Genomic DNA, 22,445 nt, shown 5'->3' with positions numbered 1-22,445 from the left:
CTGTGCCCGCCCGGACGCCGCCGTCAGGCCCCGGTACGGCGCAGCACCGCGCAGAACATCGCGTCCGTGCCGTGCCGGTGCGGCCAGAGCTGCAGGTAGGGACCCTGCTGGTCGGTCAGCGGTGCTGTGGTCACCTCGGCCGCGATCCCCACGGCGTCGAGCACCTCGGCGGCACCGGTGCGTCTGACCACGTCCTCGACCACCAGGCGAGTCTCGGCCAGGTGCGGGGAACAGGTGATGTAGGAGACCACTCCCCCGGGCCGGACCGCCTCGAGCGCCGCGGTGAGCAGCTCCCGCTGCAGCACCCCCAGCTCAGCCAGGTCGGCGGTGCGACGCCGCCAGCGGGCCTCGGGCCGGCGGCGCAACGCACCCAGACCGGTGCAGGGCACGTCGACCAGCGCGCGGTCGAAGTGCCCCGGCAGCTCGGCACCGATCTCTCGCCCGTCGCCGGTGCGCACCGACAGCCCGGGGAGCTTCTCCTGCACAGCCGCGGTGGAGCTGCGGACCAGCTGTGCCCGGTGCTCGGCGACCTCGTTGGCGAGCAGCTCACCGCTGGTGTCCCGCTCGGCGAGCAGGGCACCGAACAGTGCGGCCTTGCCGCCGGGGCCGGCGCACAGGTCGAGCCAGGTGCGGTCGCTGCCGCTCACCGGTGCCGCGGCGGCCACCAGCGTCACCAGCTGGCTGCCTTCGTCCTGGATGCCGGCTCGCGCTTCGCGTACTGCCGGGATGGCATGCGGGTCGCCGGCGGTGAGCACCTGTGCGGTCGGCGTCCAGCGACCGGGTTCGGTGCTGTGCACCTCTTCTGGCTGCACCAGGCCTGGCCGGAGCACCAGGTGCACTGCGGGAGAGGAGTTGTTCGCCTGCACCAGCTCCGGCAGGTCCCCGGCGCCCGCGGTCGTCTCCGCCAGTGCTTGCCGGAACGCGCGCACGATCCACGCCGGGTGCGAGCCGGTGACGGCGAGGCGTTGCGTCTGGTCGTCCGCTGTGGCTCCGATCTGTGCCAACCAGGTATCGAGGTCCTGAGCGGCGACCTTGCGCAGCACGGCGTTCACGAACTGTGCAGGTCCGGCGCCGACCGCCTCGCGGGCCAGGCCCACGGTCGCGGACACGGCGGCGTGGTCAGGCACGCGCATGCCCAGCAGCTGGTGCACCCCGAGCCGGAGCGCGTCCAGCACTGGCGGGTCGATGCTCTGCACGCCGCGGTCTGCAACAGCGTCGAGCACTGCGTCGTAGCGGCCCCGGAGCCGGAGCGTGCCATAGGCCAGCTCAGTGGCGAACGCTGCGTCCCGACCGGAGATGCGGCGCTCCCGGAGCATCGGCGGGAGCACCAGGTTCGCGTACGCACCGCTCTGGCCTACGGCGCGCAGCGCATCCCAGGCGGCCCGTCGGGCTGGATCGGCGCTGCGCACCCGCTCGCGGGGCGCCTGCCTGCTGCGCGACCGGCGGCGGTCCCGCCCAGGACCTGGGCGCCGGTGCCCGGACGAACCACCTCGACCGGAGCGACCACCCGATCCCGGCGCGCTCACCGAGCCACCTCCGCTCCGCCGTCGAACGTAGCCCCGACCTGCAGCCGCGCCCCACGTACCCAGTCCGCGGCAGCCATCCAGCCCTTGCCGGGAGGAGCCACCCGGTCCAGCAGCACGGGAACGGTGCCGGTGCCCACCGCCACTGCGCCGCCGTCGGCGCGGATCTCTCCCGGGGCCAGCGGCTGGGCGTCACCGGACCTCTGCGCGTCCGGCTGCGGGCGGACCGGCCCGAGCTTGAACCGTCCGCCGGCGAGCGTGGTCCACGCACCCGGGGCCGGTGTGCAGCCGCGGATCCGGCGGTCCACCACCTGCGCCGGTAGCGACCAGTCCACCTGAGCATCGGCACTGCGCAGCCGGGGTGCCAGGCTCACCCCGTCCGCCGGTTGCGGTCTCGGGTCGGCCGCACCGGAGGCCAACGCGTCCAACGTGGCCACCAGCAGCGGCGCGCCGGCGCGGGCCAACCGGTCGAGCAGCTCGCCGCTGGTGTCCCGAGGCCGGATCGTCTCGGTCATCGTGCCCAGCACCGGGCCGGTGTCCAGTCCGGCCTCGATCTGGAACGTGCTTGCTCCGGTGATCTGGTCCCCGGCCATGATCGCGTGCTGGACCGGTGCCGCACCCCGCCAGGCCGGCAGGAGGGAGAAGTGCAGGTTGATCCAGCCGTGCCGGGGGACCTCGAGCGCGGGCGAGCGGACCAGCGCACCGTAGGCCACCACCGCCACCACATCGGGAGCCAGCTCGGTCAGGGCCGCGAGCGTGTCCTGCTCGTGCGGACGGTTGGAGGTGATCACCCGCACCCCGGCCGCCTCTGCGGCAGTGTGCACCGGGCTGGGGGTGAGCACCCGCTTGCGTCCCACCGGTGCTGGCGGCCGGGTGAGCGCGCCGACCACCTCGTGGTCGCTGGCCAGCAGCGCCTCGAGAGAGGGCACCGCCACTGCGGGCGTCCCCGCGAACAGAACTCGCATGGTCGCAAGTCTAGAAGCAGCTGTGCACCGGCTGACCGGTCCGCCTGCAGCAGCCGCCAGCAGGAAAGATCACCGTGCCGGGCGTGTGCCCGTACGCGCCACACCTGGCTGCGGCGCGGTGTCGCTCAGCCCGCAGCAGGAAGCGCCAGACCGAGGCTGTGCAACCAGGAGCGGGCCTCCGCCGCGCCGAGGAACACGTGTGCCTGCCATCCGGCTGCACGCGCTGCGGAGACGTTTGCCTCCGAGTCGTCCAGGAACGCCGTCTGCCCGGGCACCAGGCCGAACCGCTCCTCGGCCAGCGCGAAGACCGCCGGGTCGGGCTTTGCGACCCCCTCCCGGCCGGAGACGAGCACCTCTGTGATCGTGCCGATGACCGGGGCTCCGCCCGCCGCATGGTGGAACGTCTCCGCAGCCCAGTTGGTCAGCCCGACAGTGCGCACGCCGGCACGTCGCACATCCTCGACCAGAGCGCTCATCCCCTCGACCGGCCCGGTGAGCGAACGGTGGTACTCGCGCAGGTAGGTGTCCAGGTGGCGGACGTCATCACCCAGCTCTGCAGCCACCTCCGGTCGGATGTCCGCCCAGCGGGCGCCAGCGTCCAGCCTCCGGTTCACGACGGCGAAGCCCACCCTGTGCAGGAGGTCGTCGGCCTGCTCAGGGGTCAGGTCGTCGGCCCACACCCGCCGCGGGTCCCAGCCCACCAGCACCTGGCCGAAGTCGAACACCACCGTGTCGATCGCAGTCATGGCACCAGCCCATCACATCCGCACGACGGCGGAGCACGCCGTGGTCTCGGCGTGTCCCCGGGCAGCAGACGCTCACCTCCCAGGCTGGGACGCCAGCAGGGCTGTCAGGTCAACCGGTCCGGGTCCATCCGTACCCGCAGCGAACCTGCCTCCTTCCGGGCGCTGCGGATCGCCTGCGCGTGCATGAGCGTGCGGGCCAGCGCCGGTCCGTGCTCTCGCGGTGCGCGGGCAAGCAGCTGTACCTGGACCTCCTCCCCTCGCTCAGCCTCGGTCAGCTGCACAGGGCCGAGCAGCACTGCCTCGTCCGGTAGCTCCAGACGCCGGGCGAACGCTCGCACGGCAGAGGCGTCCCCGGTGATCGCTGCCATCCGGACCAGTGGCGGGAACTCCAGCTCCGCACGTTCGTCCAGCTCACGGTCAGCGAAGCCCGCCGGGTCCCAGCGCACCAGTGCTTGCACCGGGACCGGGGCGCCATGACCAAGGAGCATCACCCGGTGCTGGGGCCGCACCAGGGCAGCGGCACGCATCCACCTGCGCAGTGCCTCCACACCGGCCCCCAGCTCCGGACGAGAGGACAGCACGTTCGCATCGAGCAGCAGCCCGGCCGTGTAGCCACCCTCGGCCGTCGGCTCTGCCCCCGGTGTGGCGACCACGAGCTGCGGTGCGCCATCAACGCTCGGCAACACTCCGCCGTCGGCCCCAGAGGTACGCACCAGCACACCAGGAAAGGCGCGACCGAGCTCTTCAGCCGTGCGCTGCGACCCCACCCGCACTGCCCGCAGACCGGTGTGCTCGCACTCCGGACAACGCCAGTCCAGCTGCGCCCGGGCGCACCAGGAGCACCGAGCACCCCCGTCACCACGTGCCAGCGCGAGCGGACCATGGCAGTGGGTACAGCGGGCGGGCGTGCGGCACTGCACGCACGCCACCACGGGCAGGTAACCCGCGCGAGGCACCTGGACCAGTACCGGGCCGTCCGCCAACGCAGCACGGAGCATCCGGATCGCCGCACCCGGAACCCGCGCCCGACCAGCCGCACCCTCCCGGTCAAGATCGACGTCCGAGGGCGCCTGCACGCGTGCCGCATGCTCGCGCACCACCGCGCGCGGCGCCTGGAGCGCCCGGGCCCACCCGTCCCGCACCAACAGCTGTGATTCCGGTGTGCGCACGAAACCGCCGAACAGTGCGGCGGCTCCCGCCAGGTTCGCTCGCAGCGCGAGCACCTCGCGGATGTGCGGGTAGGGGGCGCGCGGCTCGATGTGCAGGTCGTCACCGTCGTCCCAGCACACCACCAGCCCGAGCTGCCCGACCGGTGCGAAGGCGGCCGAGCGGGTACCGATCACCACTCTCGCCTGCCCGGTCAGCGCCAGCAGGAACCGGCGATACCGTGCTGCCCGCCCCTGCTCCGCAGTGAGCACCACGTGCTCGAGCCCGGCAGTGGACATCACCTCGTGCAGCGTGTCGACGTCACGTTTGTCAGGCAGGCAGACCACGACAGTCCGGCCACCGAGGACGGTGGCAGCTGCGGCAGCGGTGATCGCATGCGCCCAGTGGGTGCCGGAGACGAGCTGCTGCTCGGCGCGAGGAGCTTCCGCGCTCCGCACGCCGACCGGTCCTGTCGGCAGTGCCGACCACACCGCGCGAGGCGCATCTCCCGCCTGCAGCCGCCGGAGGAAGGCAGCGCCGCCAGGGTAGGGAGACCAGGGTTCTGGTGCGAGCTCAGGCGTAGACCCTGCTCCTGGATCTGGGAGAGCACCGGGCTCCTCCCGCCACTGCGGAGCGGTCACCGACGGTTTGTCGAACACAGACTTCTCTGTCTGCGCATGACGCGGCGGTACGGCGAGCCGCAGCACATCCATGGTGGTGCCCGCATAGCGGGCTGAGACCGCACGAGCGAGGTCCAGCACAGCCCCGGTGAGCACCGGTACGCCGGAGACGACTCGGCGCAGCGGGGCCAGCGTGCCCTCATGGTTCGGACGCGCGGTGCGGGAGACGACGAACCCGTCCCGTTCCACACCGGCGAACCGCACCTTCACGCGCACCCCTGGCCGGACCTGGTCCGTCTGCTTCGTCGGGATCGCGTAGTCGAAGGTGTGATCGAGGTGCGGCAGGGACACATCCACCAGCACCTGGGCGACCCCCGCCACGTCAGCCTGCGGACGTGGCGCGCTGCGCACGTCCAGCAGGCTGGGCTGGTGGGTCTGGGTCACAGTGCTGATCTCATCACGAGCCACCGACGCCGTGCACACCGCGTGGGGAGAACAATCCCAACGTTCGCTTCTTCGACCCAGAACGCCCCCGTGCTCTCGCGAACAAGGATTCTTCAGCACATGTGCGTGCTGCGAAGAAAGAGCAGCTCCTCGTGGCGCGAATGAATGTCTCGATATCCACAGCTCCCTCTTGTTGGTTATCGCGTTCGTCGGTGCCGGATGGTAGGGCCTGAGTGCCGAGCGTGCTGCGGTGGATGTCGAGCGATGATCGTCTGGTGCGGCGATACCGGCTGTCGTGCGTCGTGACGTACGGGCTGGTGACCGTCGTCAGGTACTGACGCTACGTGCGTGATCGTGGCATAGCTGGGGCGAATGAGCAGCAGGTGTGCTGGGTGCCGCCATGATGTCAGTGTGTCGGGATACAGTAAGTGCGTACTCGAACACACATACGGATTTGTTTCGAGACCATCGACCAAAAGGAGGTGAAGGATCGATGTCGATGCTCACAGACGAGCGGGTGCCGGTGGACGCAGCCGAGCTGGTCGACCGGTTGGCCGTGGTGCGGCAGGAGCTGTGCGTGTTGGCGCGGTGGCCGTTCGGATCCTTCAGCGAGGCCGAGGCAGGCCAGGTCGTTGCCGGGGTGGAGGCTGTCACGCGGGCAAGCGAAGCGTTGGTGACAGCGTCTGCGGGTGGAGTCGACCAGGGCCAGGCATGGACGGCCACCGGATATCGAACCTTCGCTCAGTGGTGGCGGTTGCATACCCATCGCCGGCGTTCGACGGGTCGTGCGACGCAGCTGCTTGCCAGGGACCTGCGGGACAGGTTGCCGTTGACCTCTCGGGCGCTGGCGGAGGGCCGAATGGGCGGCGAGCATGCGAAGGTGCTGGCCCGCTTCACGAAGACCGAGGCCCAGCGTGGGCAGCTCCTGGACGAGGAGATGGGCGAGGCGTTCCTGGTGGCGCAGGCGCAGAAGCTACCGGTCGAGGAGTTCACCCGCGCACTCAAGGAGTGGGCCACCCGCACCGATCCTGACGCAGCCGACCGCTGCTGGCGGGACGCTACGGCGAAGCGGGAGCTGTTCGTCGCCCCGGTCCTCGATGGCACAGACGTGCACGGCTGGCTCGGCCTAGAAGAGGGGCAGGTGGTCGCCGAGACTCTGAGAGCGATCATCGGCACGCCTGCCGCTGACGACGACCGTACTCCGGCGCAGCAGCGCGCCGATGCGTTGGTGCAGCTGTGCCGAGGAACCGGGCCCGTTCGACGGTACGGCGTTCGGCCTGTTGGCCGGTGCGCAAGAGGAGGCCCAGGCAGACCGCACCGCGTGCTGTGACGGCGTCGTCATTCCCACCACCCTCGACCTCGACCAGCTGCGCGGGGTGGTGCCCGGGACATTCTCCGACGGGACGCCGGTCCCGCACGGGCAGCTGGTCAAGCTGCTCTGTGACGGCGAGCTCCACCGGGTCGTCTTCGGCCCCGAGGGTCAGGTGCTGGACTCTGGACGCACCGAGCGGTTGTTCACCCCTGCCCAGGCGCGGGCGATCATCGCCCGTGACGGCTGCTGCCAGTACCCGGGATGTGCCGCCCCGCCCGGTATCGGGGAGATCCACCACTGCCTGTGGTGGTACCACGGCGGTCGCACCAGCACCGACAACGGCATCCTGCTGACCGCCGCAACGAGAGTGAGACGAGGCGCCGGAACCACCGGCGCGGGAGGCAGAGACACGCCGGGCGGCCACGGCACGAGCGCAACAGGTGCCGGGCGGGTCGACAACAGACCTAGCGACAGGATCAGTCCGCGACGACGACTGTGAGCTGTTCCACGCGATCAGCCCGCGACGGCAGCCTTCAGCTGTTCCACGCGGTCGGTCCGCTCCCAGGTGAACTCGGGAAGCTCACGGCCGAAGTGGCCGTAGTTCGAGGTGAGGGCGTAGATCGGGCGGAGCAGGTCCAGCTCATGGATGATGGCCGCCGGTCGCAGGTCGAAGACTGCACGGATCGCCGCCGAGATCTGGGTGGCCGGTACTGTCTCCGTGCCGAACGTCTCCACGTAGATGGCGATCGGGTGCGCACGGCCGATCGCGTAGGACACCTGCACCTCGCACCGGCGCGCCAGCCCAGCGGCCACCACGTTCTTCGCCACCCAGCGCATCGCATAGCTGGCCGAGCGGTCGACCTTGGACGGGTCCTTCCCGCTGAACGCTCCCCCACCGTGCCGCGACATACCACCGTAGGTGTCCACGATGATCTTCCGACCGGTCAGACCCGCATCACCCATCGGCCCACCGATCACGAACGTGCCGGTGGGGTTGACCAGCAGCCGGTAGTCGCTCACGTCCAGGCCCAGCTGCTCGGCCAGCGGCACCACGACGTGCTCGACGACCTCCTGCTGGATGGCCGGCGTGAGCTGGTCCTCCAGCCGAACACTGGCTTCGTGCTGCGTCGAGAGCACCACCGTGTCCAGCGCCACCGGCCGGTCGCCGTCGTACCCGATCGTCACCTGCGTCTTCCCATCAGGCCGCAGCCCTGGGACCTCTCCCGTCTTGCGCACCTGTGCCAGACGGGCCGAGATGCGGTGCGCGAGCAGGATCGGCAGTGGCATCAGCTCTGGCGTCTCGTCCGACGCGTAGCCGAACATCAACCCCTGGTCGCCCGCACCCTGCAGGTCGTACTCGGAGTGGTCCGCGCTGTCCGTGCGCGACTCCAGCGACTTGTCCACCCCCTGGGCGATGTCGCTGGACTGCTGCCCGATCGACAACGAGATCCCGCAGGAGTCGCCGTCGAACCCGATGTCGGAGGAGGTGTACCCGATCTGGTTCACCACCGACCGAACCAGCTTCGGGATCTCCACATAGCTCGATGTCGTGACCTCACCGGCCACGTGCACGAGCCCCGTGGTCACCAGCGTCTCGATGGCCACCCGTGAATGCGGGTCGGCAGCGAGCATGGCGTCCAAGATCGAGTCCGAGATCAGGTCCGCCACCTTGTCGGGATGCCCCTCGGTGACAGACTCGGAGGTGAAGAGGCGCAAAGTCACGAGCCGACTGTACCGGTCCGCGGCGCGGCCGCGTGGCCGCGCCCAGTGGTCGACCGCTCGCTGAGCAGCGTCCCGACCGCATCCCAGATCCCCTCAGCCACCTCGTGCTTGGTCCCGCTCGCCGCGCCGACCTGTTCCCCAGCCGAATCCAGCAGGTGCACTGCGTTCGGAACGTCGCCGAAGCCTGCATCCTGCCCGACGGCGTTCACCGCCAGCAGGTCTGCGCCCTTCCGCCTGGCCTTGGCCCGCCCGTGCTCCAGCACCGAACCGTGCTCGTCACCCGTCTCCGCAGCGAACCCGACGATGACCTGCGCTGGGCGCCGGGCGGCGACGAGCCCTGCGAGGATGTCCGGGTTCTGCACCAGCTCGATCGGTGCCACCGACCCATCAGCCCGCTTCTTCGTCTTCGTCCCGGCGGACTGCGCCGGCCGGAAGTCCGCCACCGCTGCAGCCATCACCAGCACGTCTGCGTCCGCAGCCAGGGCCGTCATCGTGGCCTGCAGCTCAGCGGTGGACTCGACAGGGTGCACCGTCACCCCGTCGGGTAGCAACGCAGAATCCACGTTCGCCGCGGCAAGGTGAACAGTGGCCCCACGCTGCGCCGCCACCCGAGCCAGCTCCACTCCCTGACGGCCCGACGACCGGTTGCCCAGGAATCGCACCGGATCCAGTGCCTCGCGGGTGCCACCCGCGCTGACTGCAACGGTCCGACCGTGAAGACTCCCGGTGCCGGACGGCACATCGCTGCCGGTGGCTCCCTCACCCGCAGCACGCTTCCGCAGGGCCAGCGCCGCCGCCACGATCTCCTCCGGCTCCGGCATCCGGCCCGCCCCCGAGTCCGCACCGGTGAGTCGGCCCACCGCAGGATCCAGCACATGCACACCGCGCTCCCGCAGGGTCGCCACGTTCGCGCGGGTGGCTGGATGGGCCCACATCTCCGTGTGCATCGCCGGTGCGAGCAGCACCGGGCACGTGACGGTGAGCAGTGTGGTGGTGAGCAGGTCGTCCGCGCGCCCGGTGGCGGCACGCGACAACAGGTCCGCCGTCGCAGGTGCGACGACCATCAGGTCCGCCTCGCGGCCTAGCCGCACGTGGTCCACCTGCTCAGTGCCCTCGAACACCGTCGTCGTCACCACTTCGCCGCTGAGCGCCTCCCAGGTGGCCCTGCCGACGAACTCCAGCGCGGCGTCGGTGGGGATCACCCGCACCCGGTGGCCCTGCTCGCGCAGCTGTCGCAGCACGATCGCAACCTTGTACGCGGCGATCCCCCCGCTCACACCGAGCAGGATGCGCATGGTGCGGTCAGTCCTCGGACGATTCCAGGCTCAACAGACCGTCGTTGATCTCCCGCATCGCGATCGACAGCGGCTTCTCCTGCGGCTGCGTCTCGACCAACGGACCGACGTACTCCAACAGGCCCTCGTTCAGCTGGGCGAAGTACGCGTTGATCTGCCGGGCCCGCTTGGCCGAGTAGATCACCAGGGCATACTTCGAGTCGGCGGCCTGCAGCAGGTCATCGATCGGCGGGTCGGTGATGCCCTCAGGGGCAGCCACGATTCCAGTCATAGGTTCCTCATCTCCACGGGGACGCTGTCCCCGGACGCTGACATGTCGGCGCAGAGCACCAGCTGTCCATTCTAGCGGTCGTGGCGGCCGGGTCCACCTGCGGCGCACAGTGCGCTGCGCCACCGCGCCTGGGCAGCAACGGTCTCACGGCTGCGGGGTGCAGCCCATCAGCGCAGCGAGCTCGTCTGTGGCGCGGTGGACGTCGTCGTTGACGATCGTGTGGTCGAACTCCGATGCTGCAGCCAGCTCCACCTCAGCGGTCACCAGCCGGCGTGCCCGCTCCTGCGCATCCTCGGTACCGCGACCTTCCAGCCGACGGACGAGCTCTTCCCAGCTCGGTGGGGCGAGGAACACGAACTGCGCGTCCGGCATGGTCTGCCGCACCTGCCGGGCTCCTTGCAGGTCGATCTCCAGCAAGGCCGGCTGCCCGGCTGCCAGCCGCTCCTCCACGGGAGCCCGGGGCGTGCCGTAGGAGTTCCGGCCGTGCACCACCGCCCACTCCAGGAACTCCCCCTCGGCCACCATCCGGGCAAACTCTGCCGGGGCGAGGAAGTGATAGTGCACACCGTCCACCTCCCCCGGCCTCGGGGGGCGTGTAGTGGCCGAGACAGACAGCCAGATCTGCGGATACCGGGCCCGGACATCCGCAGAAACCGTCCCCTTGCCGACGGCCGTGGGACCAGCCAGGACAGTCAGACGAGCCGGGTGCGTGCCCGGCTCAGCCAAACCGCTCGACCAATTTGGCGACCTGCTGCGGGCCGAGCCCACGCACCCGGCGGGACTCCGAGATACCCACCTCGGTCATCACCGACCGGGCGGTGACCTTGCCCACCCCGGGCAGCGACTCCAGCAGCGCCAGCACCTTCAGCTTGCCGATCGCATCGTTCTGCTGTCCCTCCGCGATCACCTCGGAGAGCTTGCCACCGGAGTACTTCAACCGGTTCTTCACCTCCGCGCGCGCCGCTCGGGCCTCAGCCGCCTTCTCGAGCGCCTTGGCGCGTTGCTCCGGTGTCAGTGGGGGAAGAGCCACAGCGGGTCACCTTCAGCGTCGGGGACAGGGTATGTCTGGCAACCTAGCGAGCCGGGGCGGGCCCGATCAAGCCTTGGTCGACCCGGACGCCGGTGTGCGTAGGCCTCTCAGCATAGCGTTGAGCGAACGTGCCGCTGTGGCCAACGCGGCCGGGTCCGGTCCCGCAGCCAGCACCCCGCGCGAGCTGGTCGGGACGACGGCCCGCGTAGCTGCTGCGAACACCGTGGCCAGGTCCTGCGGACCGGCACCCTGTGCGCCCAGACCGGGCGCCAGCAGCGGACCTCCGACGCTCGCCAGGTCCAGACCCAGCTCGGTCGCTGCACTGCCGATGGTCGCACCCACCACCAGGCCCACCGGCCCCAGCTCGTCACCAGCGGCCCGCTCTGTGGCGTTCGACCGCGCTGCGGCGGCAGCCACACCGGCAGCGACCGACATCCCGTCGGCATTCCGGGCATGTTGCACCGATGCCCCTTCGGGATTGGACGTCAGCGCCAGCAAGAACACCCCGCGGCCGTTGGCACGGGCGACCTCGATCGCACCGCTGAGGGAGCCGGCGCCCAGGAACGGGGAGAGTGTGACCGCGTCGCCGGCCAGCGGCGAGCCCTCGGTGAGATAGGCGGCCGCATAGCCGTCCATCGTCGATCCGATGTCGCCACGTTTGGCGTCGATGATGCACAGCAGCCCAGCCGCCCGGCAGGCGGCGACCACCTCCTCGAGTACGGCGACCCCGGCGCTGCCGAAGCGCTCGAAGAACGCAGACTGTGGCTTGACCACGCCGACCGCACCGACGAGCGACTCAACGGTGCGCAGGGCGAACTCACGCAGCCCCGTCACATCGACGCCCAGGCCCCAGGCGGTGAGCAGCCCGGGGTGCGGGTCGATGCCCACGCACAGCGGGCCGACCCGGTCGGCGACATCGCTCAACCGCTGCCCGAACGGGGCGGGTACGGCGCCGACGTGGTCACCTGCGCCAGCCGGACCACCCGCGTCGGGAGCAGTCATGCCCGCGCCTCGATCCGGTTCGCCCGCGCAGCGTCGTGCTCCTGCAACGAGCGCACGTGGAACGGACCTCGCCGGATCGCCTCGATCGCCTGCACCGCCGCGGTGAACTGCTGCACCGTGGTCGCGATCGCCTTGTCTGCCGCCGTCGTCGCGGTGCGGATGTCGTACCCGTCCGCACGAGCACCCTTCGACCCGGGCGTGTTCACCACCATGTCCACGGCCCCCTCGTGGATCAGGTCCACGATCGTCGGTTCACCGTTCGGTCCGCGCCCGTCGGAGGCCTTGCGCACCACCTCGGCCGGGATGCCGTTGCGGCGCAGCACACTGGCCGTACCGGAGGTGGCCATCAACGTGAAGCCCAGCTCGGTGAGCCGGCTGCACGGCAACGTCAGCGACCGCTTGTCCCGGTCGGCCACCGACACGAACACCGTCCCGGAGGTCGGCAGCCCCCCGAACGCGGCTGCCTGCGACTTGCCGAACGCGAGCGGGAAGTCGACGTCGTAGCCCATCACCTCACCGGTGGAGCGCATCTCCGGGCCGAGCACAGTGTCCACGACCTGCCCCGAGGCAGTGCGGAATCGTTTGAACGGCAGCACGGCCTCCTTCACCGCCAGCGGTGCGTCCAGGTCGGTGCAGGCAGCGTCCACAGCGGGCAGGATGCCAGCGGTACGCAGGTCGTCGATCGAGCGGCCGCTCATCAGCAGTGCCGCAGCCTTGGCCAGCGGCACCCCGGTGGCCTTGGCCACGAACGGCACGGTACGGGACGCCCGCGGGTTGGCCTCGAGCACGTAGAGCACATCAGCAGCCAAGGCGAACTGGATGTTGATCAGCCCACGCACCCCTACGCCGTCGGCGATCGCCTCGGTGGAGGTACGGATCCGGGCGATCATCGAGTCCGAGAGGGTGACCGGTGGGAGCACGCAGGCCGAGTCGCCGGAGTGGATACCGGCTTCCTCGATGTGCTCCATCACCCCACCCAGGTACAGCTCGGTGCCGTCGTAGAGGGCGTCCACGTCGATCTCGATCGCCTGGTCCAGGAATCGGTCCACGAGCACCGGCGCCGGCAGGATGCCTTCGCGGTCGGTGCCGGTGGCGCGGATGACGTAGTCGGTCAGCTGCGCATCGTCGTAGACGATCTCCATCCCGCGCCCACCGAGCACGTAGGAAGGACGAACCAGCACCGGGTAGCTGATCCGGTCAGCGATCTCCCGGGCCTCGTCCAGAGTCCGGGCGGTGCCGAACGCCGGCGCCGGCAGCCCGGCCCGCAGCAGCACCTGGCCGAAGAGGCCCCGGTCCTCGGCGGCGTCGATCGCCGCCGGCGGAGTGCCCCAGATCGGCACACCGGCCTGCTCCAGCCCAGCGGCCAGGCTCAGCGGTGTCTGCCCACCGAGCTGCACGATCACCCCGGCCACCGGTCCCACGGCGAGCTCGGCGTGGTACACCTCGAGCACGTCCTCCAGGGTGAGCGGTTCGAAGTACAGCCGGTCCGCGGTGTCGTAGTCGGTGGAGACCGTCTCCGGGTTGCAGTTCACCATCACGGTCTCGAACCGGTCGGACAGCGCCAGCGCCGCATGCACGCAGGAGTAGTCGAACTCGATGCCCTGCCCGATCCGGTTCGGCCCCGAACCGAGGATGATCACCGCCGGCCGGTCCCGCGGTTCCACCTCGGTCTCGCTGTCGTAGCAGGAGTAGTGGTACGGGGTCTGCGCGGCGAACTCCGCGGCACAGGTGTCCACCGTCTTGTACACCGGCCGCAGCCCGTACGCGTGCCGGATCTCGCGCACCGTCTCCTCGGCCAGGCCGCGGACACCAGCGAGCTGGGCGTCGGAGAAGCCGTGCCGCTTCGCCAGCGCGAGCACGTCGGCAGTCAGCGTCTCGGTGGCCCGCACCTGCTCAGCAACCTCGTGCAGCAGGAACAGCTGGTCTACGAACCACGGGTCCATCCCGGTGACCTCCACCACCTCGGCGAGGCTGGCGCCGCCCCGGATCGCGCGCATCAGGTCATGGATCCGGTGGTCGGTCGGTGTGCGGCTGGCTTCTAGCAGCGCCGCAGTGGTCTCCGCATCCGGTGCCTCGCCGGAGAAGTCGAACGACGACCCGGGCACGTCGATCGAACGCATCGCCTTCTGCAGCGCCTCGGTGTAGTTCCGCCCGAGCGCCATCGCCTCCCCCACGCTCTTCATCGTGGTGGTCAGCGTCGGGTCCGCGGCCGGGAACTTCTCGAACGCGAACCGCGGTACCTTCACCACCACGTAGTCCAGCGTCGGCTCGAAGGAGGCTGGGGTGGAGCCGGTGATGTCGTTCGGGATCTCGTCCAGGGTGTAGCCGATCGCCACCCGCGCGGCGATCTTCGCGATCGGGAAGCCGGTGGCCTTGGAGGCCAGCGCCGAGGAGCGAGACACCCGCGGGTTCATCTCGATCACCACGATGCGTCCGGTCCTCGGGTGCACGGCGAACTGGATGTTGCACCCGCCGGTGTCCACACCCACCTCACGGATCACCGCGATGCCCACGTCCCGCATCGTCTGGTACTCCCGGTCGGTGAGGGTGAGCGAGGGTGCCACGGTGATCGAGTCACCGGTGTGCACCCCGACCGGATCCACGTTCTCGATCGAGCAGACCACCACCACGTTGTCCGCACCGTCGCGCATGAGCTCCAGCTCGTACTCCTTCCAGCCGAGGATCGACTCCTCCAGGAGCACCTCGGTGGTCGGCGAGTAGTGCAGCCCCGCACCGGCGATCTGCCGCAGGTCGGTCTCGTCGTAGGCGATCCCGGAGCCCAGACCGCCCATGGTGAACGACGGACGCACCACCAGGGGGTAGCCCAGGTGCTCCACCGCCGCGAGCACCTCGTCCATCGAGTGGCAGATCTCGCTGCGCGCAGACTCCGCCCCGCAGCGTTCCACCACGCCCTTGAACTTCTCCCGGTCCTCGGCGAGGTGGATCGCCTCGATGTTCGCACCGATCAGCTCCACGCCGTGCTCGGCGAGCACACCCGCCTCGTGCAGGGCGACGGCGGTGGTCAGGGCGGTCTGTCCACCGAGGGTGGGCAGCAGCGCGTCCGGGCGTTCCTTGGCGATGATCGAGGCGACCACGTCCGGGGTGATCGGTTCGACGTAGGTGGCGTCGGCGAACTCCGGGTCGGTCATGATCGTGGCCGGGTTGGAGTTCACCAGGATCACCCGCAGCCCCTCCTCGCGGAGCACGCGGCACGCCTGGGTCCCGGAGTAGTCGAACTCGGCGGCCTGGCCGATCACGATCGGGCCGGAGCCGATCACCAGGACGCTGGACAGGTCGGTGCGGCGGGGCATCAGGCTTCCTTCGCGGGGTGGGTGGACGGGGTGGTGGCGGCAGCGGGTGCGGGCCCGCTGTCAGGGCTGGTCATCATCGCGACGAACCGGTCGAAGAGGTAGGCGGCGTCGTGCGGTCCGGCCGCCGCCTCCGGGTGGTACTGCACCGAGAACGCCGGCAGGTCCAGGCACTGCAGGCCCTCCACCACGTTGTCGTTCAGGCCGACGTGGGAGACGATCACCCGGCCGTACCGCCCGCCCTCGTGCGGTGCGATGGACTCGGTACCTAGCGGTGCGTCGACGGCGAAGCCGTGGTTGTGCGCGGTGACCTCCACCTTCCCGGTGGTCACGTCCTGCACCGGCTGGTTGATGCCGCGGTGCCCGTAGGCGAGCTTGTACGTGCCGTAGCCGAGCGCCCGGCCGAGGAGCTGGTTGCCGAAGCAGATACCGAAGAACGGGATCTCCTCCTCCAGCACCTGGCGCAACAGCGCGACCGGCTCGTCGGCAGTGGCTGGGTCACCGGGTCCGTTGGAGAAGAACACCCCGTCCGCACCGGTCGCCTGCACGTCGGCGAACGTGGCCGACGCCGGGAGCACGTGCACCCGTACGCCCCGTTCGGCGAGTCGTTGCGGGGTCATCGACTTCATCCCCAGGTCCAGGGCGGCGACCACGGCCACCGGTTCCTTGCCTTCGAACGCGCCGATCGGCTCGACGACGTAGGCCGTCGTCGTGGACACCTCACCCGCCAGGTCCGCACCCGCCATGCCCGGGGAGGCGAGCACCTGCTCCAGCAGGGCGGCGGTACCGAGCTCGCCGGGCAGGTCCGGGAGCGCGTCACCGGAGAAGATGCCGGCACGTAGCACCCCACCATCGCGCAGGTGCCGGGTCAGGGCGCGGGTGTCCACCTCGGCGATGGCCACCACACCCTGCTCGCGCAGCTCGTCCTCCAGCTCCCGGTTGGACCGCCAGCTGGACGCACGCCGCGCGGGGTCACGGACCACGAAGCCGGAGACCCAGATGCGGGTGGACTCCGGGTCCTCGTCGTTGATGCCGGTGTTGCCGATGTGCGGTGCGGTCATCACCACGATCTGCCGGTGGTAGGACGGGTCGGTGAGGGTCTCCTGGTAGCCGGTCATCCCGGTGGAGAAGACGATCTCACCGAACGTCGCCCCACGGGCGCCGTAGGCGCGCCCGTGCAGCACAGTGCCGTCCTCCAGGACGAGCATCGCCCGGTCGTCGTGGCTCGGGGTCAAGGCTGGCTGGGTCACGCTGGTGCGCCCTCTCGGTCGTTGCGTACGTCGCCGTCGAGCACAGTAGCCACTCCGCGGAAGAAGGTGGCCACCACCTGCGCCGGCAGCTCTCGGTCGGTGAACGGAGTGTTCTCGCTGGCGGTGTGCAGGTCCTCCGGGTGTACCCGCCAGGAGCGCTCCGGGTCGATCAGGGTCACGTGCGCCGGCTCACCCGGCGCCAGCGGCCGGCCCTGGTGCGGTACACGGCCGATCCTGGCCGGCACCGTGGACAGGGTGCGGGCCACGTCCGCCCACGTGAAGGCGTGCTCGCCGGGGGCGATCATCGCGGCTGCGACCACCCCGACGGCGGTCTCCAGGCCGGTCATACCCATCGCAGCAGCGGCGAACTCGCAGTCCTTCGCCTCGCGTGGGTGCGGGGCGTGGTCGGTGGCGACGATGTCGATCGTCCCGTCCGCCAGTGCTGCGCGGAGGGCTGCGACGTCCTCGGCGGTGCGCAGCGGCGGGTTCACCTTGAACTGCGGGTCGTAGCCGCGCACCTGCTCGTCGGTCAGCACCAGGTGGTGCGGGGTGACCTCGGCAGTGACCTGGATGCCGCGCTGCTTGGCCCAGCGGATGATCTCCACCGAGCCGGCGGTGGACACGTGGCAGATGTGCACCCGGGAGCCGACGTGCTCGGCGAGCAGCACGTCCCGGGCGATGATCGCCTCCTCGGCCACCGCCGGCCAGCCGGTCAGGCCCAGCTCGGCGGAGACCACACCCTCGTGCATCAGCGCACCCTCGGTGAGGCGAGGTTCCTGCGCGTGCTGGGCCACCACGCCGTCGAAGGCCTTCACGTACTCCAGGGCGCGGCGCATCAGCACCGGGTCGTGCACGCAGTCGCCATCGTCGGAGAACACCCGCACGGCAGCAGCGGAGTCCGCCATCGCACCGAGCTCGGCCAGCTGGGTGCCCGCCCGGCCCACGGTCACTGCACCGATCGGACGCACCTCGGCCCAGCCGGCGTCCTGGCCGAGCCGCCAGACCTGCTCCACCACACCGGCGGTGTCGGCCGTGGGGGTGGTGTTGGCCATCGCGTGCACGCAGGTGAACCCGCCGGCGGCGGCAGCCCGAGTGCCGGAGGCCACGGTCTCGGCGTCCTCCCGGCCCGGTTCGCGCAGGTGGGTGTGCAGGTCCACCAGCCCGGGCAGGGCGACCAGGCCGTCCGCGTCGATGCGGACCGTGCCCACAGGCGCAGCGTCGGCTGCTTCGCTACCGGTGGCGGCGATCCGGCCGTCGGTCAGCAGCAGGTCGGCGCGCTCCTCGCCGTACAGGCGCGCGCCCTGGATCAGGTAGGCGGTCATGGGTGCGTCCCTTCGTCGGTGCCGGCAAGGAGGAGGTAGAGCACGGCCATCCGCACCGCCACCCCGTTGGCCACCTGCTCCACCACGGTCGAGCGAGGTGAGTCGGCGGCCTGCGCGGAGATCTCCAGGCCACGGTTCATCGGCCCCGGATGCATCACGATGGTGTGCTCGGCCAGCCGGGACAGCCGGGCGGCGTCCAGGCCGTAGCGCCGAGAGTACTCCGCAGCCGAGGGGAAGAACCCGCCCCCGGCGGCGGACATCCGTTCCCGCTGCACGCGGAGCATCATCACCGCGTCCGGGGTGTGCTCGTCCAGGGTGGCGTCCAGGTCGTAGCACACCTGGCACGGCCAGGTCTCCACCCCGACCGGAACCAGAGTGGGTGGGGCGACCAGGGTGACCTCGGCCCCGAGCGTGTGCAGCAGGTCGACGTTCGAGCGAGCGACCCGGGAGTGCAGCACATCGCCGACGACGGCCACCCGGAGGCCGTCCAGGCCCGCACCGGTGCGGTCGGCGACCAGGTGCCGGCGGATGGTGTACGCGTCCAGCAGCGCCTGGGTGGGGTGCTGGTGCTTACCGTCGCCGGCGTTGATCACCGGGGCATCGATCCACCCGGAGGTCGCCAGCCGCTGTGGCGCACCGGAGGCGTCGTGCCGGATCACCACGGCGTCCGCACCCATCGCCTGCAACGTCTGCGCGGTGTCCTTCAGCGACTCCCCCTTGGACACCGAGGAGCCCTTGGCGGAGAAGTTGATCACGTCCGCCGACAACCGCTTGGCGGCCGCCTCGAACGAGATCCGGGTGCGGGTGGAGTCCTCGAAGAACAGGTTCACCACCGCCCGGCCGCGCAGCGCGGGCAGCTTCTTGATCTCCCGGGACTGGGTGGCGGCCATCGTGGCAGCGGTGTCCAGGATCTCGATCGCCTCGGCACGGCTGAGGTCGGCCGCAGAGAGCAGGTGCCTCATGACAGCACCACCGCATCCGTGCCGTCCAGCTCGGTGAGCTGCACGCTCACCCGCTCCTCCCGGGAGGTGGGCAGGTTCTTGCCGATGAAGTCCGCCCGGATCGGCAGCTCGCGATGGCCGCGGTCCACCAGCACCGCCAGCTGCACGGCGCGGGGCCGGCCGATCTCGGAGACCGCGTCCAGCGCGGCGCGCACGGTTCGGCCGGAGTAGAGCACGTCGTCCACCAGCACCACCACCTTCTCCTGCAGGCCGGAAGCCGGGATGCGGGTGGGCTCCAGCGCTCGGGTGGGGTTGCGGCGCAGGTCGTCGCGGTACATCGTGACGTCGATCGTGCCGACCAGCTGGTCCAGGTCAGAGTCCGGGCGGCCCTCGGCGGCGAGGATGCGGGTGCCGAGCCGGGCCGCGAGCGGGACACCCCGGGTGGGGATGCCGAGCAGCAGCACGTCGGCGGCGCCCTTGTTCCGTTCCAGGATCTCGTGTGCGATCCGGGTCAGTGCCCGGTGGATGTCGTCACCTGAGAGGACGACCGTGGGTTGGGCGCCAGAGTTCACCGGCAGGTGCCTCCTTCTCCGCCTCACTGGACGGTGTTAAAGGATGAGTGCCAGGACCGAGCATAGCGGTCTGCGCCCGCCACCTGGGTACGCCACGGCTGTGACCGGCACCACGTGCCAGCCGCGGGTGCACTTGTGGCTGCGGGAGGGTGCACCTATGGTCGCAATCCGCCGAATTTACGACCACAAGTGCACCCCCGCCGAGATGGTGGAGTTATCGGCTCAGCCGGCGTCCGGGTCGATCACCCCGGCCAGCAGGTCCACCAGCGCCGCCGGCGCCTGGTCCTTCGGCATCGCCTCCAGGGTGGACATCACTCCGGCCAGCTTCTCCGGCAGCCCCTCGGCGGCCACCTGCGCCACCAGAGCAGGATCTGGCGGCGGGGCGCTGCGGCCCCGCACCTGGTTCGCCGCGGCCACCAGCGCTTCGATCAGCTCGGAGTCGATCCGCGCGGAGACCGCCGTCAGGGTCAGGTGCGCTGTCCGTGGCAGCCCGGTGCCGTCCGACTGCTGCAGCGCCGGCTGGGCCTGCAGCAGGAACCCACGCTCCCGCACCGCGTCCACCAGCAGGAACGGGTCGATCTGCCGGGCCGGGGCGCACGCCGGGTCGGCGCGCAACGCCAGCAACGCACCAGCCGGGTCACCGACCACGGTCAGCCCCTCGATACCACCGAGCGCGGAGCGGATCTTCGTCGTCGCAGCCGCGGTCTCGGCGACGAGCTCCGCATACCCCGCCGCCCCCAGGGTGCGGGTGATCGCCCAGGCAGCGGCCAGCGCGGTCGCCGACCGGGAACCCAGCACGGTCGGGTTCACCACCGGGTAGCCCGGCCACGATGCGGTGGCGAAGTACTGCGCCCGGTGGTTCTCCCGGCCCCGGTAGAGCACCACCGAGGCACCCTTCGGGGCGTACCCGTACTTGTGCAGGTCCGCGGACACCGACGTCACCCCCGGCACCCGGAAGTCCCACCCGGGCACCTCGCCGGGCCACCAGGGCAGCAACCAGCCGCCGATGCAGGCGTCCACGTGCAACCAGATGCCCAGCTCTGCGGTCACCTCGGCCACCTCCGCGACCGGGTCCAGCACCCCGAACGGGTAGCTCGGTGCACTGAGCACCACCATCGCCGGTGCGGCTCCCCCGTCGCTGGCGGCCGCGACAGCGGCCAGCACCGCAGCGGCACCGCACGTCCCGGACCCGGGTGAGACCGGGACCTCGACCAGCTCGACCCCCAGATACGCGGCGGCCTTGCGGAATGCGGGGTGCGCCGTCGTCGGCATCACCAGCACCGGCCGCCCACCGGGGTTGCGGGCGATCCAGGAGTCCCGGGCCGCCTTGACCGCGAGCAGACAGGACTCGGTCCCACCGGAGGTGACCGACCCGACCACCCCGCTGTCCCCGCCGAGGACCGACCGGGAGAAGGCGACCAGGTCCCGTTCCAGCACCGCCACCGAGGTGAACGTGGTCGGATCGAGACCGTTCACCGGCAGGAACGCCTGCACAGCAGCAGCCACCAGCTCGTCCAGCTCCGGCCGGCCGTGGTCGTACACGTACGAGAGCACCCGGCCCCCGTGCGTGGGTGGGTCTCCGGCCCGCAGCCGGGTCAGCTCGCTCAGCACGTCATCGGTCGTGGTCACGGACCCGCTCCTTCCTTGTCGACCTGGTGGCTCTCCTCGAGCCGGTAACGCCGCAACGGCAGCAGGGAGGCCAGCGCCAGCACCGCCGGCAGCACGCTGAAGATCAGCACCACCCCGGTCTGGGCGCTGGGCGGCTGGTCCAGCACCCGGCCACCGGTGCGGGAGACGAACCCGGTGACCGCCAGCACCAGCAGCGCCAGCGTGGGCCCGAGGGCCAGACCGGCGGTCTCCCCCGCGGTCCACACCCCGGAGATCACCCCGGCCCGGTCCCCGGAGACCTCCCGGTCCGCGGCGATCACGTCCGGCAGCATCGCCAGCGGGTACAGCTGCATCCCAGCGTAGGCGACACCCGCCAGCGCCACGCTCACATACACCCAGACACCGGGGCTGGCCGCCATCAGCAGCAACGAGCCGGCGGCCACCGCGAACAGCACGGTCGCCGCCACGAACGCCCGCTGCTTGCCCACCCGCTCCGCGAGCCGTTGCGCCGGCACCATCACCAGCAGCGCCGGGGCCACCAGGGCGGCGAACAGGAACGTCACCGCCGACTCCTCGCCCAGCGTGTAGGTGGCCACGTACTGGGCGGCGGCGAGCATCGCCCCGGTGGCCAGCGCCTGCAGCATGAACGTGCCCAGCAGCGCCCGCAGCGGGGCGCTGGTGCGCACCGCGTGCCAGCCGGCGCGCAGCGCACCGGTGCCGGCCGTCTCCGCAGCGGCCACCTGCACCTGCCCGCGCGCCGCCCGCCCGGCACCCATCGTGGTGGCGAGCATCCCACCGGCCATCAGCAGACCGCACGCCACGCCCATCAGCAGGTAGCCGCTCGCCCCGCCACCGGCGGCGTCCCGCACGGCCGGGCCCCCGGCACCGAACAGCAGGATCGCCACCGCCAGCACTGCGATCCGCGGGGCGAGCAGCCGGGTGCGGGCGTGGTAGTCGTGCGCCAGGTCGGCCGGCAGCGCGATGTAGGGCACCTGGAACAGGCTGAACGAGCTGGTGGCCAGCACGAACGCGCCCACCACCCAGGCGGCCCCCGCCGGCCCGGTCAGCGGGGCGGCGAACACCGCAGTGAAGGTCAGCGGCAGGGTGAGCGCCCCGACGAGCATGAACGGCACCCGCGAGGAGTGCTGGGCGGCGTACCGGTCGGCGAGCCGGCCGATGAACGGGTCGATGACCACGTCCCACACCTTCGGGACCGTCACCACCAGCGACGCGAGACCGGCCGCGACGCCGAGCGTGTCGGTCAGGTAGTAGCTGAGCACCAGGCCCGGCAGCGTGCCGAAACCACCCGTCCCCACCGACCCGAGCGCATAGCTGGTGCGCACGCGGGGGCTGACGGGGGCGGGCATC

19 protein-coding genes are annotated in these 22,445 nt (G+C 70.9%); 2 read left to right on the top strand and 17 right to left on the bottom strand.

Going from position 1 to position 22,445, the window contains the following annotated elements; translation table 11 throughout:
- Nucleotides 1–23 precede the first annotated feature (23 nt).
- The 4 genes from K338_RS19675 to K338_RS0100750 form a co-directional block, all read right to left on the bottom strand.
- Nucleotides 24–1,526: an RsmB/NOP family class I SAM-dependent RNA methyltransferase gene (locus K338_RS19675; protein WP_051154619.1), complete on the bottom strand. Its 1,503-nt coding sequence runs from the start codon at nt 1,524–1,526 to the stop codon at nt 24–26.
- Entirely contained in the window at nt 1,523–2,488 is a 966-nt protein-coding gene (gene fmt, locus K338_RS0100760) for a methionyl-tRNA formyltransferase (protein WP_022916272.1), read from the bottom strand. The genes K338_RS19675 and fmt overlap by 4 nt, the downstream gene beginning before the upstream one ends.
- Nucleotides 2,489–2,613: 125 nt before the next feature.
- A complete protein-coding gene (locus tag K338_RS0100755) occupies nt 2,614–3,234 on the bottom strand; it encodes an HAD family hydrolase (RefSeq protein WP_022916271.1) in 621 nt (206 codons plus the stop codon).
- A gap of 104 nt (nt 3,235–3,338) precedes the next feature.
- On the bottom strand, nt 3,339–5,444 hold the full coding sequence (locus tag K338_RS0100750) for a primosomal protein N' (protein WP_157612135.1): 2,106 nt from the start codon (nt 5,442–5,444) through the stop codon (nt 3,339–3,341).
- A gap of 493 nt (nt 5,445–5,937) precedes the next feature.
- On the opposite strand from K338_RS0100750, the gene K338_RS0100745 reads away from it, so the two are divergent.
- Both K338_RS0100745 and K338_RS0100740 read left to right on the top strand, forming a co-directional pair.
- Nucleotides 5,938–6,774: a DUF222 domain-containing protein gene (locus K338_RS0100745; RefSeq protein ID WP_022916269.1), complete on the top strand. Its 837-nt coding sequence runs from the start codon at nt 5,938–5,940 to the stop codon at nt 6,772–6,774.
- Nucleotides 6,665–7,255 carry an HNH endonuclease signature motif containing protein gene (locus tag K338_RS0100740; RefSeq protein ID WP_157612131.1) on the top strand — a complete coding sequence of 197 codons (591 nt, stop codon included), beginning with the start codon at nt 6,665–6,667 and terminating at the stop codon, nt 7,253–7,255. The genes K338_RS0100745 and K338_RS0100740 overlap by 110 nt, the downstream gene beginning before the upstream one ends.
- Nucleotides 7,256–7,269: 14 nt before the next feature.
- Here the strand turns inward: K338_RS0100740 and metK are convergent, their stop codons facing one another.
- The 13 genes from metK to K338_RS0100675 all read right to left on the bottom strand — a co-directional run bounded on the left by metK (nt 7,270) and on the right by K338_RS0100675 (nt 22,444).
- A complete protein-coding gene (gene metK, locus K338_RS0100735) occupies nt 7,270–8,478 on the bottom strand; it encodes a methionine adenosyltransferase (protein WP_022916267.1) in 1,209 nt (402 codons plus the stop codon).
- Nucleotides 8,475–9,773 carry a bifunctional phosphopantothenoylcysteine decarboxylase/phosphopantothenate--cysteine ligase CoaBC gene (gene coaBC, locus K338_RS19670; RefSeq protein ID WP_022916266.1) on the bottom strand — a complete coding sequence of 433 codons (1,299 nt, stop codon included), beginning with the start codon at nt 9,771–9,773 and terminating at the stop codon, nt 8,475–8,477. The genes metK and coaBC overlap by 4 nt, the downstream gene beginning before the upstream one ends.
- Nucleotides 9,774–9,780: 7 nt before the next feature.
- Nucleotides 9,781–10,044 (bottom strand): DNA-directed RNA polymerase subunit omega, encoded by a 264-nt coding sequence (rpoZ, locus tag K338_RS0100725; RefSeq protein WP_022916265.1) that lies wholly within the window; start codon nt 10,042–10,044, stop codon nt 9,781–9,783.
- A 144-nt stretch (nt 10,045–10,188) separates the two neighbouring features.
- A complete protein-coding gene (gene gmk, locus K338_RS0100720; RefSeq protein WP_022916264.1) occupies nt 10,189–10,770 on the bottom strand; it encodes a guanylate kinase in 582 nt (193 codons plus the stop codon).
- On the bottom strand, nt 10,763–11,074 hold the full coding sequence (gene mihF / locus K338_RS0100715) for an integration host factor, actinobacterial type (protein WP_022916263.1): 312 nt from the start codon (nt 11,072–11,074) through the stop codon (nt 10,763–10,765). Before mihF ends, gmk begins: the two co-directional genes overlap by 8 nt.
- A 66-nt stretch (nt 11,075–11,140) precedes the next feature.
- On the bottom strand, nt 11,141–12,076 hold the full coding sequence (pyrF, locus tag K338_RS19665; RefSeq protein WP_022916262.1) for an orotidine-5'-phosphate decarboxylase: 936 nt from the start codon (nt 12,074–12,076) through the stop codon (nt 11,141–11,143).
- Nucleotides 12,073–15,387 (bottom strand): carbamoyl-phosphate synthase large subunit, encoded by a 3,315-nt coding sequence (gene carB, locus K338_RS0100705; RefSeq protein ID WP_022916261.1) that lies wholly within the window; start codon nt 15,385–15,387, stop codon nt 12,073–12,075. The genes pyrF and carB overlap by 4 nt, the downstream gene beginning before the upstream one ends.
- Nucleotides 15,387–16,592, bottom strand: a complete 1,206-nt coding sequence (gene carA, locus K338_RS0100700) for a glutamine-hydrolyzing carbamoyl-phosphate synthase small subunit (protein ID WP_211218181.1) — start codon at nt 16,590–16,592, stop codon at nt 15,387–15,389. The genes carB and carA overlap by 1 nt, the downstream gene beginning before the upstream one ends.
- A gap of 38 nt (nt 16,593–16,630) precedes the next feature.
- Entirely contained in the window at nt 16,631–17,956 is a 1,326-nt protein-coding gene (locus K338_RS19660) for a dihydroorotase (protein ID WP_022916259.1), read from the bottom strand.
- Nucleotides 17,953–18,918, bottom strand: a complete 966-nt coding sequence (locus tag K338_RS0100690) for an aspartate carbamoyltransferase catalytic subunit (RefSeq protein WP_022916258.1) — start codon at nt 18,916–18,918, stop codon at nt 17,953–17,955. Before K338_RS0100690 ends, K338_RS19660 begins: the two co-directional genes overlap by 4 nt.
- Nucleotides 18,915–19,469 carry a bifunctional pyr operon transcriptional regulator/uracil phosphoribosyltransferase PyrR gene (gene pyrR, locus K338_RS0100685; protein WP_022916257.1) on the bottom strand — a complete coding sequence of 185 codons (555 nt, stop codon included), beginning with the start codon at nt 19,467–19,469 and terminating at the stop codon, nt 18,915–18,917. The genes K338_RS0100690 and pyrR overlap by 4 nt, the downstream gene beginning before the upstream one ends.
- Before the next feature lie 222 nt (nt 19,470–19,691).
- Nucleotides 19,692–21,098: a pyridoxal phosphate-dependent decarboxylase family protein gene (locus K338_RS0100680; protein WP_022916256.1), complete on the bottom strand. Its 1,407-nt coding sequence runs from the start codon at nt 21,096–21,098 to the stop codon at nt 19,692–19,694.
- On the bottom strand, nt 21,095–22,444 hold the full coding sequence (locus K338_RS0100675; protein WP_051154617.1) for an MFS transporter: 1,350 nt from the start codon (nt 22,442–22,444) through the stop codon (nt 21,095–21,097). The genes K338_RS0100680 and K338_RS0100675 overlap by 4 nt, the downstream gene beginning before the upstream one ends.
- Nucleotide 22,445 lies beyond the last annotated feature (1 nt).

This window comes from Ruania albidiflava DSM 18029 (genome assembly GCF_000421225.1).
Classification (GTDB): Bacteria; Actinomycetota; Actinomycetes; order Actinomycetales; family Beutenbergiaceae; genus Ruania; species Ruania albidiflava.
This window is presented reverse-complemented; position numbering and strand designations above follow the sequence as displayed.